Here is a 13880-nt window from a genome sequence, read left to right on the forward strand (position 1 = left end):
TCAACCAACCCGATCAGCAGGTGCAACGAGTAGCTTAAATTACGCCAGATCCTGTCCAGCAGATGGGGAGTAGCTCAGGTTAAAGCAATCAACGGGATGCGCTACTGGCGATTGGGTGACATGGCCCGCTATGAGAAGGGGTGGGCATAATGGCCAACCGCAAGGCAACCGTTAAACAGGATGATCTGAAACGGTATGTGGCCGCGGTGGTTAAAGCTGGCCTTCCCATTGGCAAGATAAGCATTTCCCCGACCGGCACGGTGACCATTACCCCCGCTGGCGCGACAAAACATGACGACGCGAACCCGTGCGACAGGCTGATTGACTGATGGCCCGCCCCAAAAACCCCTATTCCGGCGTGACCCGCGTCACGGATCGCCACGGCAAGGTCCGCTGGCGTTTCCGCCGCAAGGCGTTCTCCTGCTACATTCAGGGCACCTATGGCTCCGCCGAGTTCCGCGCATCCTATGAAGCGGCGACAAACGAGGCGCGAACCCCGGCCAGCTACTCCAATGCAGCGCATGGCACGCTCTGCTGGCTGATCGAGAACTATCTTCGCTCGCCCAAGCACAAGAACAAGTCCGAGACGACCCGCCGCGTGTTGCGCCGTGAGCTGGACTGGCTAAAGGGCATCGCTGGCGATCTGCCGTTGGCAAGCTTTCGAGTGCGCCACATAGAAGCGCTGATGGCGAAGAAGGACGGCCCGGCGGCCGCGAATAAGGTCCGAAAGAACCTCTCCCTGTTGTTCAACTACGCCCTGAAACAGGAGATCGAAGGCGTGACCGGCAACCCTGCCCGCGCTGCTGACCGCATGGAAGAAAGCGATGACGGCTTTCACACATGGACCGAAGAAGAGATGGCTCGCTTCCTTGAGCATCACGTCCACGGCACGAAGGGGCGTCTTGTTTTCCTACTGGCCCTGAACACGGGAGCCTCTCGGGCAGACTTGGCACGATTGACTTGGGGAAACATCAAGGACGGAAAAATCTCTTACCGACGCGGAAAAACCGGCGTTGCGGGGGAATACTCGATCCTGCCCGAACTCGATGACGAACTGTCCCACTGTCCGCGCGAAGTTATGCTACTTGTCCATCACGGTGAGGGGCTTGCCTACAAGCCTGAAACCCTCGGAAACTGGTTCAAGGACCAGTGTTTCGCCGCAGGGCTACCGCATTGCACGCTTCACGGAATTCGCAAAGGACAAGCGACCCGGATCGTTAATTCGGGCGGCACCCCCGACGAGGTGATGGCCTACTTGGCGCACAAAACCAATGCTGAAGGCGCGACCTACACCAAAAAAGCAAATCGAGGGCGGCTCGCTGACAGCGGGCTGTCTCGCCTCGATAATGTCCAACCATTCACAAAGGTTGGGCAAACCACTCACAAAAGTGGAGGTAAAACATGACGTTGCAAGAAAAAGTGGCAGCCCGTAGGGGAACTCGACTCGCGCAAATTCACACGCAACCCGCTTTAAACTTTACAAATTTCCCCACAGGGCGATCTCGATTGTGGTGCAAAATGTAGTGCAAAACGTGGTGCAACTCCGGGACGTTTTTTTCGTGCCCTGACGGTGCCCGATGCCCCTGCTCCTGTCAACGCGCTGTCGTAGCCGCTGCGGAGACTTGGGATGAGAACGTCGAGATATGACGGCCTCGGAAGGGCGCGATTGATCTGTACGACGTAGACGCACCCCATACCTGCTGATCTGGGTCGACAAGGACATGGCCTAGCGTGCGCCGCATGGCGGGCGACCAGGATTACCTGCGGTGTTTTCCGATGCGGCCATACAGTTCTGCCTCACGATCAAGATCTTGTTCAAGCCAACGCTTTGCCAGACCTCTGGCATGGCGACGAGCCCGCTGAAGTTGGCGGGACTAGACTGGCCCGTGCCGGATTTCTCCGCACTGCGCCGCAGGCAAAAGACTCTGGCCGACCAGGTCCCTTCTCGCCGCGCGGATGGCCCGCTGAACCTGCTTGTGGCCAGCATCGGGATCAAGGATGGCGAATGGCAGGCACGCAAGCACAGCGTTCAGGGTCGGCGCCAGTGGCGCAAGGTCCATCTGGCCATGGCCCCCGCGACGTCCGACATCCGCGCTGTCGAGTTCACACCCAGCCGCGATGGCGACAATCCTGCATTGCCCTACTTGCTGGGTCAGATCCCTTATCGGCCAGGTGACCGCTGCATGTCAAAGGAGCGATCCGCAAAAGTGATGTCACGAATATCATTAACTCTTTATTTCAGTGAAATGATATGATTAACCACACATCATTAAATAACGGAGCCCCGCATGAACACTCTCCCTCCTTGGGCCAGGGTCCTCGAAGACCTCCGCATTGCGGCGGTCCTGAAGGCTGACGACACTCGGTACTTCCTGGGCATGAACGACCGCGGCAACGCGGCCGCTGCCGCCATCCTCGGGATGGAAGACGTCCCTGCCCAGCATCTCGACGACCTGATCGCCTCCGAGGCGTTCCTCGCAGAGGTGGCCATCGAAGGTAGCGGGATCGAACGTGCCGCGCACCGCTGTTACCGGCTGGTTTCTGCCCCCCCTGCCCTGCAGGACATCGACGTGTCCGACGAGCGCGCGGAAGGCACCGACTGGCTCTCCTACTTTCTCTCCGCGCTCCCCCGCGAGGCAATGGGCGGGTTGGACCACACCGGCGTTTACTTGGCGCCCGACGCGCCCCTGCAGATCCTGCTGACCGCTGCCTCGGCGACGCTTGCCATCGCCGAGGTCGTCCAGGGCATCCTATGCGACGGGCAGCTGGAAATCGGTTTCTCGGCCCAGGAGATCGCCACGCTGGGCGGCCTGGACGTCCGCTCCGTTCGCAATGTCATGGGCCCCCGGGGCAACAAGCCGATCCGGACCACGGCCGCGCTTGGCCCGCGCGCGGACTATGTCGAGGGCAATCCCCTGGATGCGCTTGAATGGCTGGCCGGCCGGCGCGGGTTCAGTGGCTACGAGATCTCGTCGGACTGGGTTGAGCAGCACCTACCCCAGATCAACACCCTGGCTGTCGCGGCGGCCATCCCCGCGGTGTTCGCCTGGGCGCAGGGGGTGACCACCACCACGCTTGCCAAGCGGCTCTCCTGGCCTGCCGAGAGGGTGTCTGGCTGGGTCCGGGGCAAGGACATTCGCCTGACAGAGGCGGCCGCGCTGGCCGAGGCCGCGGGCCTCGACGGGACGGCCTACCGGGCCCTGATCGAGCGCACCTCTGGTGCGCACAACCCTCAGTAAAAATATTTAACAGGTCAGGTAACGCGCTTATGAACGTGGATGATGAGTTCAATCCCCGATCCCGCCACAAACTCGCCCAGACTGGGCGGGCTTGGCTCGACTTCGTCATGAAGCAGCCCAGCCATCCCCAGAACAACTACTTCAATGGCCCGGATAAATGGCACCTGGCTGTTACACTGCAGAGTAACAACCCAAAGGCGAACATCTACATGATGCGGGACAGGCTGAAGGGATGGAACAACAGGATCAATCGAAGACTGATCGGCGCCGGTTACCGAAGACCCTGCCTCAAACCCCAGAAATGGAGATGGTTCGCCTTTTATGAAGATGACCCACACGATGTGGATAAGACACCGCACTGGCACATCATCGCCACTGGGGGTCATGGGCTGCCCAAGATGAAAGCCACGCGCGCTTTGGGCTTCCAACGCTCTGCACGGCGGATTGGAACGACAGGAATTTTCCTCCCGGTCAAAGTACCTCTCGTAAAAAATGACTTCGAATGGGCATGGCACGACGTGATGCCGGGCGGGTCTTCCGTGGTCAGGATGCTCACCGATCCCGATGAAGACGAAATCTGGGCTAGGTATGCTGCGAAGCGGCTGACGTCGAGACGCTTCACCACCATAGCCGAGATGGAAACGGCACAGTCCCGGGTTGTCATTTGGACAGAGGTTTAAGGACAGCCCATAGCCGGCATAGCGACCAGGCAAGCGGACCCGCAGTACACAAGGACGTTCAGGTCAGCTCCTACCCGAGCACGCTCAAGGCGGAAAGCCTTGTATCTCCCCCTTGAGCGCATACTTGGTGGAGGTGCGGTTCCAAGATGAAGAGTACCCGACGGTCAGATCCCGGGGAAAACATGGATCGCGGTTGAAAGAAACGACGGGGTGCCCGGGCAGGCATCCTGATGGATTTCCTTTGCCCAAAAAGCATAACATCAACCCGATCCACTCTTCATCCAGCCCCCCCCCCCCTTAACCTACCACCACCCCAATTCAATGTGACGTGTCAGTTTTGGCAGCTGGCCTCTCATTGATTGCCTAACACCCAGCCCAGTAACTATCGCATCCTCAAGACCGGTTACTTCGAAATCTTATTCGATGCGGCACCGACCGGCGTGCGGACGCAGTCCGCGCAAGGAGGTGACGCATCGAACATGATGAGTAACAGCCCTGCCCTACACGGCCTCCAATCCAGACCAGTGGGCTGACCATCAGGTTTGTCCGCCGAAGGCGGCTTGATATTCGCGCCTCCTCGCGAGCCGCAGGCGAGTTCGAGGGCGCGAATATGAAATCATGTTCCGCAGACAAGCCCTGGCAGGGTCCGCATCCTCGAGGCTCTACAGGGTTGGGAAGCTCAGGTCGATTGGCTTGTATCTGCGTGTAACTTCCTGTCGTGCAGTAGCCCTCATGCAACCAGTCAGGGACAGCGCCCGATCATCCTCCAAGGAATACCAACGAAAGCCGAACTTTCGCTTCTGGTCACACGCACCTCAAGTCCCGGGTTCGGGACTGCCTATCGACCTCGGCAGTGTAGGGGGCTTGGCAGGGGCAAGTCGGGCTCGATGTCCCACCCCTGACTTGCACGCAGCCTCTCTAAAACGCCCGCGTGATGCCCTCATCGAGCTTTTCTCACCCCTCCCTACCCCGTACGCAAAGACGCCCCTCTCGCGGGGGCTATATTCCCTCCGCAACACCCTCCCCCACGCCGGCACCACCTCCAGCTAGCAAGGGGGCAAGCCATCACATTGCCCGTTCGAACCTTGATGCCTCACGTCCGCGTGGACGACCAGCTCAAGGCAGAGGCTGCCGGTGCGCTGGCCAGCCTCGGCCGGACCCTCTCCGATGCGGTGCGTATCCTGCTGACCCGCGTGGCAGCCGAAGACGGTATGCCCGCCAGGCTGGGCACAGACCCGGAGGTCCACGATGCCTGGTTTCGCGCCAAGGTTCGGGAGGCACTGGCCGACCCGCACCCGACCAAGCCGCATGATCAGGTGATGCACGAAGCGCGCGCCCTGATCGACGGCAAGCGCCGTACCTGACCTTGACTCGAAGGTCGCGGCAGTCGCGGACCTGATGGCGATTGTCGATGACATCTCGGACGATAACCCGGATGCCGCTCTTGCCCTGATGGAGGAAATCCAAGGCAAGGTGGCGCAGTTCCCGGCGCACCCGAAGCGCTGCCGCCCAGGCAGGACGGCCGGCACTCGAGAGCTGGTGGTCCGGCCCAACTACATCGTGGTCTATGCTGCCCCCCGGGATGGTGACGGTGCTGCGTGTGCTTCATGCCGGGCAGATGTGGCCCTGACGAATCCTGGCACTTTCAGACATCGCCACGCAGCTCATCAGTGAAAATCTTCTGGTCGAAATCGGGATCGACCACCCCCTGCCCTCCCGATCGCGCTACGCCCCTGTAGACAGCCCGTGTGATGGCCTCCTTGATGTCTTCCTCCCCACCCCTGCCCAAAGCACGAAGATGCCCCCTGTGGGCGCCAAATTCCGGCCCGTGCCTCATCCAGTCCTGAAACCGGAGAGGCACCACGTTTGCCCGAGGTGTTCCCGCCCGACGATGGGATTGAAAACGGCTGCGGACTGCCAAAAAACATCCTGCCGCCCCACCGGCGGGATGAGTTCGATCACGCCATCCAAGCGCCGGGCATACGGCCGCCTACCTCCCCGAAGAGGATCAGCTTGCGATCTCGCAGACCCTCGAGACAGGACGAGAACGCCCGCAGGGCGGTGCAGGGACCCGTCGCTGGATAGGCCCTCAAGTGCCCGAGGGGGAGCATAAGGCGCCGCCGGGAGGGACACAGGCACCGCAGGGTCGCACCATCATCACAACATGCCGGAAGTTACCCGGTCAAACCCAGTATTCATCCTTTCACCCTGGCAGCGGGGGAAGCGGCAACACCCCGAAGACACCAGGTCATCCAGGCGAACGGCCAAGTGCGTCTGCGCTTGAGAGCCGGGCAGGTCGACAGGGACAAGGCAAGCAGCACCCTCTGCCCTTTTTCCGAGGCCATCAAGGCCGCCGGAAATATCCCATGTCCTGTCTGGTATGCTTCGCATAAGGACCGGAAGGGATAGGTCGCACCCGGCACAAGATCAACACGACCGGCCACCGCGCCTTGGACGGGGACATCGACCCAGCGGTGTCAACGGCGACCGCTTCAACGGCCAGCGTTTCGACATTTGCTCCAAGGCTGGCTTCCGCCCCTTACGACGACGATCTGGTCATCACCGGCCCGGATACCAAACGCCCCTTGCGGGTGTCGCGAACAGGGGCGGGTGAAAGCCATCCCGGGCAAATGCGACCGGGGGCATCACCCCGAAATGGGCATGAGAGGCCGAGAGAGGCCCGTACAGAGCTCTTAGCGATGTTTCGGGTGGGATGGGGTGGCTGAAAGAGCATCCGGGCGCTCTACGGGCTTCATTTACGGGTCTCCCGCAGCCCTTTTGTTCAACAGTGCCACCCCCGCGGTAGCGCGGGTTGACCTCTCCGGCACGGTGAGCCACGGATCACCCGTGGTGTAATCATCGAAGGTGAGGACGAAGACGACCTCGGGCCGCTGTTCTGATAATACCTGACAAAAATAGATAAGTGAGCAATGCTGACCTACTTGTTATTTAGTAGGTCTCCTCTCCCTCCCTTCTTACTTCCTTGTCACACCCTCCTCGCTACGCTCGGAGAGTGTGACAAGTCAGGAATGACTAGTCAATAACAAGTAGGTCAGCATTGCTCACTTAATAAAAACACTCAGGAATGAACCCGGCGTTCACTCCTACCATCTAGAGACGCAAAAATGCATGTGATGTGCCCCCCCCCGGATCTCCCTTCCACCGGTGAGGATGAGACAACGGCATCTCGGCGTCCGATATGTCCCGGGCGGGGGAAGCCCGACTTTTCAAAAGCTCGGGCCGCCTGACTGACAACCCAGAGCATAGCAATTCCGCGGCTGGTCAATTTCGACGCCGGGGGGCTGGTTTCAGGAGTTGGATCCGAAGTGGCCCGTCGATTCCGGCGTAGCAGCTACCTTAGGAGGGGGCGGCAGGGTCTCGAGCCCCCCTTGCCTTGGCTCGCACAGAGACCCGTTAAAATCGCCCGTGTGACACCCTCCTCGAGTTTTTGCTCCCTGTCCCCGCGCGCAACAAAGAGACCCTCTGCGGGCGTCAAAAAAAATACCCCCACTGCCCCCCCCTTCAAACCCGCCAATTGACGACTGGCCCGGGACGAGATCCACGTCTCCATTTGCCATGGCGTAGTTACACGGCGCGCTTGATGTGCCGTCCTATCCCGGTCGATCCGAGGACAAGCAGCCCCGTCGGGAAACGCCTCCTATCACCCGGGGGGTCAGCATGACTGACACACTTGTCCCACGGCCAGCTGATTGCAGAAAGTCCTAGGTGGGATACGAAGCGGATAGACAGCGCTCGAAATTCTGCCGACCCGGGCGGGCAGCCGCTCCCTATAGAGGTCGCAAGACTCTTTTGATGGTGTGGGAGCTCCACCTGGCGGCACCCCAATCTGCCAATGTGATGAGGGTTGAGTCATCACAAAATTCAGAAAAGGAAATAGCACCTGTGACTTATCACTTACCTTCGCCGAACGCGTCGATACCGAAGTCTTTGATGGTCTTTCGCGATGACTTACCGCAAGTCGTCTGGCAGGAGGCCGTCGGGGAGGTTCTGGTAGCAGACCGGGCGCAGGAAGCGGCGGATGGCCAGGGTGCCGACAGAGGTCGCGCCGAAGTTGGTCGAGGCCGGGTAAGGCCCGCCGTGGACCATCGCGTCGGCCACCTCGACCCCGGTCGGAAAACCGTTCACCAGGAGCCGCCCGGCCTTGCGCTCCAGCACCGGCATCAGGCGTTGCGCAAGCCCCGTGTCGCCCTCGTCCATGTGCAGCGTGCAGGTCAGCTGGCCCTCGAACCCGCGCGCCAATGTTTCCATCTCGTCGGGGCCGGACACCCGCACGACAAGGCCCAGCGGGCCAAAGACCTCTTCGCCAAGCGCATGATCCTGCAGGTAATTCTCGGCGTCCGTCTCGTAGAGATTGGGCGAGGCATTGCGCCCCTCGCTCTCCGTCGTCAGCACCGGGCGCACCGGGTTGCGGGTGTCGAAGCGCTGTTTACCGTTCTTATACGCATCGGCGATACCCTCGGTCAGCATGCACTGGGTCGTGACGCCCTTCAGCGCCTCGGCGGCGGCGCTGACAAAGGCGTCGCCGGCCTCTCCCATCTCGACCACGGCGATGCCGGGGTTGGTACAGAACTGCCCGGCGCCCATCGTCAGCGAGGCGGCCCAGCCTTCGCCGATGGCTGCGCCGCGGGCCTTCACGGCCTCGGGCAAAAGGAACATCGGGTTGACGCTGCCCAGCTCGCCGAAGAAGGGGATCGGTTCGGGGCGCTGCGCGCAGAGGTCGAAAAGCGCCCGGCCCCCGCCCAGCGAGCCGGTGAAGCCCACCGCGCGGATCAGCGGATGCTGGACCAGCGCCTGGCCCACGTCGCGCTTGCCGCCCTGGATCAGGCTGAAGGTACCGGGGTGGACGCCGGTCTTCGTGATGGCCGCGTGGATGGCCTCGGCGACGATCTCGCCGGTGCCGGGATGGGCCGAGTGGCCCTTGACCACGACCGGGCAGCCCGCCGCCAGGGCGCTGGCGGTGTCGCCGCCGGCGGTGGAAAAGGCGAGCGGGAAGTTCGAGGCGCCGAAGACCGCGACCGGGCCGATCGGGCGCTGCACCATCTTGAGGTCCGGGCGCGGCAGCGGCTGGCGGTCGGGCAGCGCCTCATCGTGCCGACGGTCGAGGTAGGCCCCGTCCAGGATGTGGCTGGCAAACAGGCGCAGCTGGCCGGTGGTGCGGCCGCGCTCGCCCTGCAGGCGGGCCTCGGGCAGGCCGGTTTCCTGGGTGCCGATCTCGGTGATCTGTTCGGCGCGGGCTTCGATCTCGTCGGCGATGGCGTTGAGAAAGGCGGCCCGGGTCTCGCGGCTGGCATGGCCGTAGGACCAGAAGGCCTCCTCGGCGGCCTCGCAGGCCCGGTCGACCAGCGCCGGCGTGCCGACCGAGTAGTCATGCGACGGGCCATGCGCCGGCTCCGAGGTGAAGGTCGTCTCGCCAGAGACCCACTCCCCTGCGATCAGATGACGGCCGTGCGGCGTGAAGGTGGATTTGTCGAGCATGTCGAGAACTCCTTTACTTGCCCCATTTCAGGGCGATGAGGTCCAGGTCGCCTGCGAGCTGCAACAGGCGCTCCCGCCTGCGCGGGGTCATGGTATCAATATGGCGCGAAAGTCATTTACGTTGGTCAGCGTCGGACCCGTCATGATCAGATCCTTGACGGACGAGAAAAGACTGTAGCTGTTATGATTTGCCAAGTCGGCACGCGGATCATGACCTGCCGCCCGGGCCCGTTTCAGTGTGGATGGCGTAATGACCGCTCCGGCAGCATCCTCGGTCCCGTCGATACCGTCGGTGTCTACAGCCGCTCCAAAGACACCCGATGCCCCGTCGAGGGCAACGGCGAGACTGAGCAGAAATTCAGTGTTGCGTCCGCCGCGCCCGGGTTTGCGATCCCCGATGGTCACAGTCGTCTCGCCACCGGACAAAAGAACAGCGGGCCGTGGCACCGGCGTGCCATGTTTGGCGACCGCACCTGCGATCCCCGCCATGACGACACCCATTTCCCGTGCCTCACCCTCCAATGCATCCCCAAGCAGGAGCGGAGTGGTGCCGGCATCCCGCGCCACCTGTGCCGCCGCGTTGAGCGACATCTGAGGTGCCGCCACAAGCTTGAAGCCCAGATCATTCATCGTCGCCCCACATTTGACTGGTTGAGACAGAGCTTCTCGGACGTGATCCGGTAGGTCATTGCCAAGACGATCAACGATGTGCGCAAGACTGCCGCCTACCCCGGCATCGAGAACCGTCGGGCCCGAGGCAATGGCAAGTGGATCGTCCCCCGGCACATCAGAGATCGCCAAGGTCACCACCCTGGCCGGGGCAGCTGCACGGGCAAGCCCGCCGCCCTTGATCAACGAAAGGCGCCTGCGCACCCGGTTCATCTCGGCAATGGGCAGACCAGAAGCCAGCAGCCTGCGTGTTATGTCGATCTTGTCTTCAAGCGAAAGCGGGGAAACCGGCGCGGTCAGAAGTGCGGAACCACCGCCGGAGATCAGCGCCAGCACAAGATCGCCTTTCCCGGCTGTGTGCACCATGTCCAGAATGGCCCGGGTCGCCTCGACTCCGTTAGCATCGGGTACGGGATGCGCGGCCTCGCGGACCGCGACCCGCGTGGTCGGCACCGCATGTCCGTATCGTGTAACAACCAGGCCGGACAGGTCGACATCGGGCCAGGCGCATTCGACTGCCCGCGCCATTGCGGCCGCAGCCTTGCCGGCCCCGACGACGATGCACCTGCCCGTTGGTTTCTCGGGCAGATGACTGGCCAGCACCTTGGCAGGGTCAGCTGCCGAAATGGCAGCGTCGACCATCCGCCGAAGCAACTCGCGCGATTTCCTGTCCTGCAGGTCGTTCATCTTGGCACCTCTGGTCGATTGCCAGTCAGGCACCGATTTCATGCGCCGCCATGGTCTCCAGCGCGCGGACCAGGGCCGAGTGATCCAGTTCCCCATGCCCCTGTGCCGCGCAGGTGTTGAAGAGTTCTTGTGCAAGCGCGGTCGACGGCAGCGCCAGCTTGAGGCTACGGGCCGATTCCAGCGCGTTGTTGATGTCCTTCTGGTGCAGCGAGATACGGAAGCCCGGCTCGAAGGTCCGGTCGATCATGCGCTTGCCGTGCATCTCCAGGATCTTCGACGAAGCCAGACCGCCCATGATCGCCTCTCGTACTTTGGCGGGGTCGGCGCCCGCTTTCGAAGCAAAGAGCAGGCCTTCGGACACCGCCTCAATGGTCAGGGCGACGATGATCTGATTGGCGATCTTTGCCGTCTGGCCTGCTCCGACCTCACCCACCAGGGTGATGTTCTTGCCCATGACTTCGAAGATCGGCAACACTCGGTCGAAATCCTCTTGCGCCCCACCGACCATGATGGACAGGGACGCTGCCTTGGCGCCGGCCTCGCCGCCAGAGACGGGCGCATCCAGGTAAGCACAGTCCAGCGCCGCAATACGGCTGGCAAAATCCGTCGTCGCAACCGGCGAGATCGAGCTCATGTCGACCACGGTCTTGCCCGCGCTCAGCCCTTCGACAACGCCATTTTCGCCAAACAGAACCCCTTCGACGTCCGGCGTGTTCGGCAGCATGAGGAGGATGACATCAGCCGCCTCGGCAACAGCCCTGGCCGAATCCGCAGCCTTCCCGCCCATCTCGACCAGGTGCTGCGACTTGTCCTTGACACGATACAACTGAACGTCGTGCCCCGCCTCGATCAGATGCCCCGCCATCGGCTGTCCCATGACGCCAAGCCCGATGAAACCGATTTTCATGTCGAATAATTCCTTTTCTTGAGTTCAGGTTGCGGTCCGGACCGCAAGGTGGACCGGCTTACCCCTTTGACCAGAGGTCCTCTTCGCTGATCCGGTTCAGCATCTCCTGCCCCGCCTGATAGCGGCGCAGGTTGTCGATGATCATATTCAGCGACCGTTCAGACCGATCCGGCAACTTGGCCGAGAAATGCGGCGTGATGAGCAGGTTGGGCGTATCCCAGAGCGGGTGATCCTCGGGGAGAGGTTCCGGCGTCATCACGTCGATCCCCGCGCCGGCTATGCGTCCCTCGGTCAAGGCCGCGATCAGGGCGTCCTGATCCACCACGGCCCCACGCGCGAGGTTCACTAGGATCGCCGATCGTTTCATGCGGGCGAACTGCTCTGCCCCGATCATATGGTGCGTGGCATCGGACAGGTTGATGACCAGTGCAACGATGTCGGCCTGTTCGAGGATCTCGTCGATCCCCTCGCCCTTGTCGCTGCTATACATGCGGTCGACGCCCTCCGGCGCTGGCTCATCACGGCGCCGGTAGCCCAGGACCTTCATATTGAAGGCCTTGGCCCGGGTGGCGAGCGCCTTGCCGGTGTTCCCCATGCCGATGATCCCCATGGTACGCCCGGAGAGCGCAAAGAGATCGTCCATTTCCGGTACCCGACGCCATTCATGGCGTTTCTGCGCCTCGTAGAAATCCGGGTAGCGGGCGCAGAGCATCAGCGAGAACATCATCACATGTTCCGCCAAAGCAGGTCCGGAACGGCCAGCTGATCCCGTGACGATCAGCCCCTTTTCGAAGACCTCCGGACGGGCCGACTTCGTCAACCCTGCGTGGTCGCAATGCACCCATTTGAGTCGCGGCGCATCGACGAACCGCGCGTCCAGATCGCTTTTCAGAATGGCGATTTCCGCTTCTTCCAGGGCCGCGGAAACTGCGGAATCATCGCTTGTGTCGACCTTGATGATCCGGCCCGGCGGCAAAGCCGCCTCTAGCCGCGCCCATTGGTCAGCATCAAAGGGGAGATCCTTGGAAAGGAAGGTTACCGTCTCTGCCATGTTCCGTGTGTCCTTTCATGTTCCCCGCCTGCTCGAAGGGACCGCCGTCGTCCCGAGAAACGGGCGCAGGGAGTGTCCGGCTGCGTCAAAGGGCAACCAAGTTTCACACATTATTTATTTTATTTAGTGTGCAATATGCAATCAAAACCATTGCAGCATCTACCAAAAAAATCTCATAAGCTTTTGATTTATATACACACCTCAAGCACCCAACGGTCACAATCCGGACGTTGGGGACACGCCGATAGCGGGGCGTTCCACAGAGGCTCGCAGCAATCGTCGATGTTGGCGCGCTGAACGTCAGCCAGATTTCTTCAGGCGCTTACGGCGCAACCGATCCAGGAAGGCCGTTTGCGTATGGCTGAGGTGTTCCTCGATCGCATGGGCGGCTTCCTCTGCCTCCCCTTTTTCGACCGCCTCGACAATGCGCCAATGTTCGGCAATCGACCGACGCATCTGCGCAAGGTTCAGCGGATCGGATTTCGACATGGCCTGAAGCCACCGGTCGTGTTTACGGATGATCGCGACGGCCTCAGCATTGAAATGGTGGTCCACGATATAGTCATGGAACGCGAGGTTTGCCGTGTGATACGCGGGATAGTCCCCATTCTGAACCGCTTCCTCGCAGGCGTCCTGACGGCGGCGCAATTCCGCGATCTCGTCTGGCGTCGCGGTCTCTACGAAGGATTTGACGATATAGGCCCAGAGAACAATCTTCAGATCAAAGACATTCTGCAGCATGTCCTCGCTGATCTCGCGAACGCTGGCCCCGCGGTTGGGCTCGATCGTGACCAGCCCCTCGCCTTCGAGCACCTGCAGTGCTTCGCGTGCTGGGTTGGTGCTGGTGCCAAAGCGCTTGGCAATCTCGGAGACTTTCAGGCGTGTCCCCGCAGTGAGCCGCCCGCCAAAGATCTCTTCCCGGATCAGATGCGCAATTCGGCTGTAGCCGGGCTCCCGAACCTTTTTGGCCTTTTGCCCGGCGGTCCGTCTGCGCTGCGTATTCCCTGCTGCCTGATCCATTGTCATCCTCTCGCTCGAACACTTGTCTGACCGTCTTCGGAAGGCCCTGTCATTCCGATCCTTGAAATCCGCCGACGATTACAAGATCCCAACACTGTATACCAATACGACGAAGTTACACATTATGTGCC

The 13880-nt window shown here is 61.5% G+C and carries 10 protein-coding genes and 2 pseudogenes; 7 read left to right on the forward strand and 5 right to left on the reverse strand.

Annotated elements, in window-relative coordinates:
• The first annotated feature begins 149 nt into the window (after nucleotides 1-149).
• From ACN0S5_RS14685 to ACN0S5_RS14715, 7 genes and pseudogenes are all read left to right on the forward strand, one after another.
• Nucleotides 150-329, forward strand: a complete 180-nt coding sequence (locus tag ACN0S5_RS14685) for a hypothetical protein (protein ID WP_417209438.1) — start codon at nucleotides 150-152, stop codon at nucleotides 327-329.
• Nucleotides 329-1405 (forward strand): tyrosine-type recombinase/integrase, encoded by a 1077-nt coding sequence (locus ACN0S5_RS14690; RefSeq protein WP_417209439.1) that lies wholly within the window; start codon nucleotides 329-331, stop codon nucleotides 1403-1405. Before ACN0S5_RS14685 ends, ACN0S5_RS14690 begins: the two co-directional genes overlap by 1 nt.
• A 277-nt stretch (nucleotides 1406-1682) precedes the next feature.
• Nucleotides 1683-2162 (forward strand): annotated as a pseudogene (locus tag ACN0S5_RS14695) (transposase); the annotation flags it as partial.
• 126 nt (nucleotides 2163-2288) lie between these two features.
• Complete coding sequence (locus tag ACN0S5_RS14700; protein WP_417209440.1) at nucleotides 2289-3239, forward strand: hypothetical protein; 951 nt, start codon at nucleotides 2289-2291, stop codon at nucleotides 3237-3239.
• A gap of 29 nt (nucleotides 3240-3268) precedes the next feature.
• Nucleotides 3269-3919 carry a hypothetical protein gene (locus tag ACN0S5_RS14705; RefSeq protein WP_417209442.1) on the forward strand — a complete coding sequence of 217 codons (651 nt, stop codon included), beginning with the start codon at nucleotides 3269-3271 and terminating at the stop codon, nucleotides 3917-3919.
• Between the two features lie 1088 nt (nucleotides 3920-5007).
• On the forward strand, nucleotides 5008-5283 hold the full coding sequence (locus tag ACN0S5_RS14710; protein WP_417209443.1) for a type II toxin-antitoxin system RelB/DinJ family antitoxin: 276 nt from the start codon (nucleotides 5008-5010) through the stop codon (nucleotides 5281-5283).
• Nucleotides 5284-5317: 34 nt separating this feature from the next.
• Nucleotides 5318-5593, forward strand: a complete 276-nt coding sequence (locus tag ACN0S5_RS14715; protein ID WP_417209445.1) for a type II toxin-antitoxin system RelE/ParE family toxin — start codon at nucleotides 5318-5320, stop codon at nucleotides 5591-5593.
• A gap of 2295 nt (nucleotides 5594-7888) precedes the next feature.
• Here ACN0S5_RS14715 and ACN0S5_RS14720 read toward each other — a convergent pair.
• The 5 genes and pseudogenes from ACN0S5_RS14720 to ACN0S5_RS14740 all read right to left on the reverse strand — a co-directional run bounded on the left by ACN0S5_RS14720 (nucleotide 7889) and on the right by ACN0S5_RS14740 (nucleotide 13749).
• Nucleotides 7889-9415 (reverse strand): aldehyde dehydrogenase (NADP(+)), encoded by a 1527-nt coding sequence (locus ACN0S5_RS14720; RefSeq protein ID WP_417209447.1) that lies wholly within the window; start codon nucleotides 9413-9415, stop codon nucleotides 7889-7891.
• Between the two features lie 87 nt (nucleotides 9416-9502).
• Complete coding sequence (locus ACN0S5_RS14725; protein ID WP_417209449.1) at nucleotides 9503-10771, reverse strand: glycerate kinase type-2 family protein; 1269 nt, start codon at nucleotides 10769-10771, stop codon at nucleotides 9503-9505.
• Between the two features lie 25 nt (nucleotides 10772-10796).
• A pseudogene (locus ACN0S5_RS14730) lies at nucleotides 10797-11684 on the reverse strand (2-hydroxy-3-oxopropionate reductase); the annotation flags it as partial.
• Between the two features lie 52 nt (nucleotides 11685-11736).
• Nucleotides 11737-12729: a D-2-hydroxyacid dehydrogenase gene (locus ACN0S5_RS14735; protein WP_417209451.1), complete on the reverse strand. Its 993-nt coding sequence runs from the start codon at nucleotides 12727-12729 to the stop codon at nucleotides 11737-11739.
• A 300-nt stretch (nucleotides 12730-13029) separates the two neighbouring features.
• The gene (locus tag ACN0S5_RS14740; RefSeq protein ID WP_417209452.1) at nucleotides 13030-13749 is read right to left on the reverse strand and encodes a GntR family transcriptional regulator; all 720 of its coding nucleotides are present in this window, start codon (nucleotides 13747-13749) and stop codon (nucleotides 13030-13032) included.
• Between the last annotated feature and the right edge of the window lie 131 nt (nucleotides 13750-13880).

This window comes from Antarctobacter sp. (assembly GCF_048262615.1).
Taxonomy (GTDB): domain Bacteria; phylum Pseudomonadota; class Alphaproteobacteria; order Rhodobacterales; family Rhodobacteraceae; genus Antarctobacter.

Excerpts from the sequence above, each read along its gene's own strand:
- ACN0S5_RS14720 (WP_417209447.1), bottom strand. The coding sequence starts at position 9,415 with ATGCTCGACAAATCCACCTTCACGCCGCACGGCCGTCATCTGATCGCA.
- ACN0S5_RS14685 (WP_417209438.1), top strand. The coding sequence starts at position 150 with ATGGCCAACCGCAAGGCAACCGTTAAACAGGATGATCTGAAACGGTAT.
- ACN0S5_RS14705 (WP_417209442.1), top strand. The coding sequence starts at position 3,269 with ATGAACGTGGATGATGAGTTCAATCCCCGATCCCGCCACAAACTCGCC.
- ACN0S5_RS14715 (WP_417209445.1), top strand. The coding sequence starts at position 5,318 with ATGGCGATTGTCGATGACATCTCGGACGATAACCCGGATGCCGCTCTT.
- ACN0S5_RS14700 (WP_417209440.1), top strand. The coding sequence starts at position 2,289 with ATGAACACTCTCCCTCCTTGGGCCAGGGTCCTCGAAGACCTCCGCATT.
- ACN0S5_RS14740 (WP_417209452.1), bottom strand. The coding sequence starts at position 13,749 with ATGGATCAGGCAGCAGGGAATACGCAGCGCAGACGGACCGCCGGGCAA.
- ACN0S5_RS14690 (WP_417209439.1), top strand. The coding sequence starts at position 329 with ATGGCCCGCCCCAAAAACCCCTATTCCGGCGTGACCCGCGTCACGGAT.
- ACN0S5_RS14735 (WP_417209451.1), bottom strand. The coding sequence starts at position 12,729 with ATGGCAGAGACGGTAACCTTCCTTTCCAAGGATCTCCCCTTTGATGCT.
- ACN0S5_RS14710 (WP_417209443.1), top strand. The coding sequence starts at position 5,008 with ATGCCTCACGTCCGCGTGGACGACCAGCTCAAGGCAGAGGCTGCCGGT.
- ACN0S5_RS14725 (WP_417209449.1), bottom strand. The coding sequence starts at position 10,771 with ATGAACGACCTGCAGGACAGGAAATCGCGCGAGTTGCTTCGGCGGATG.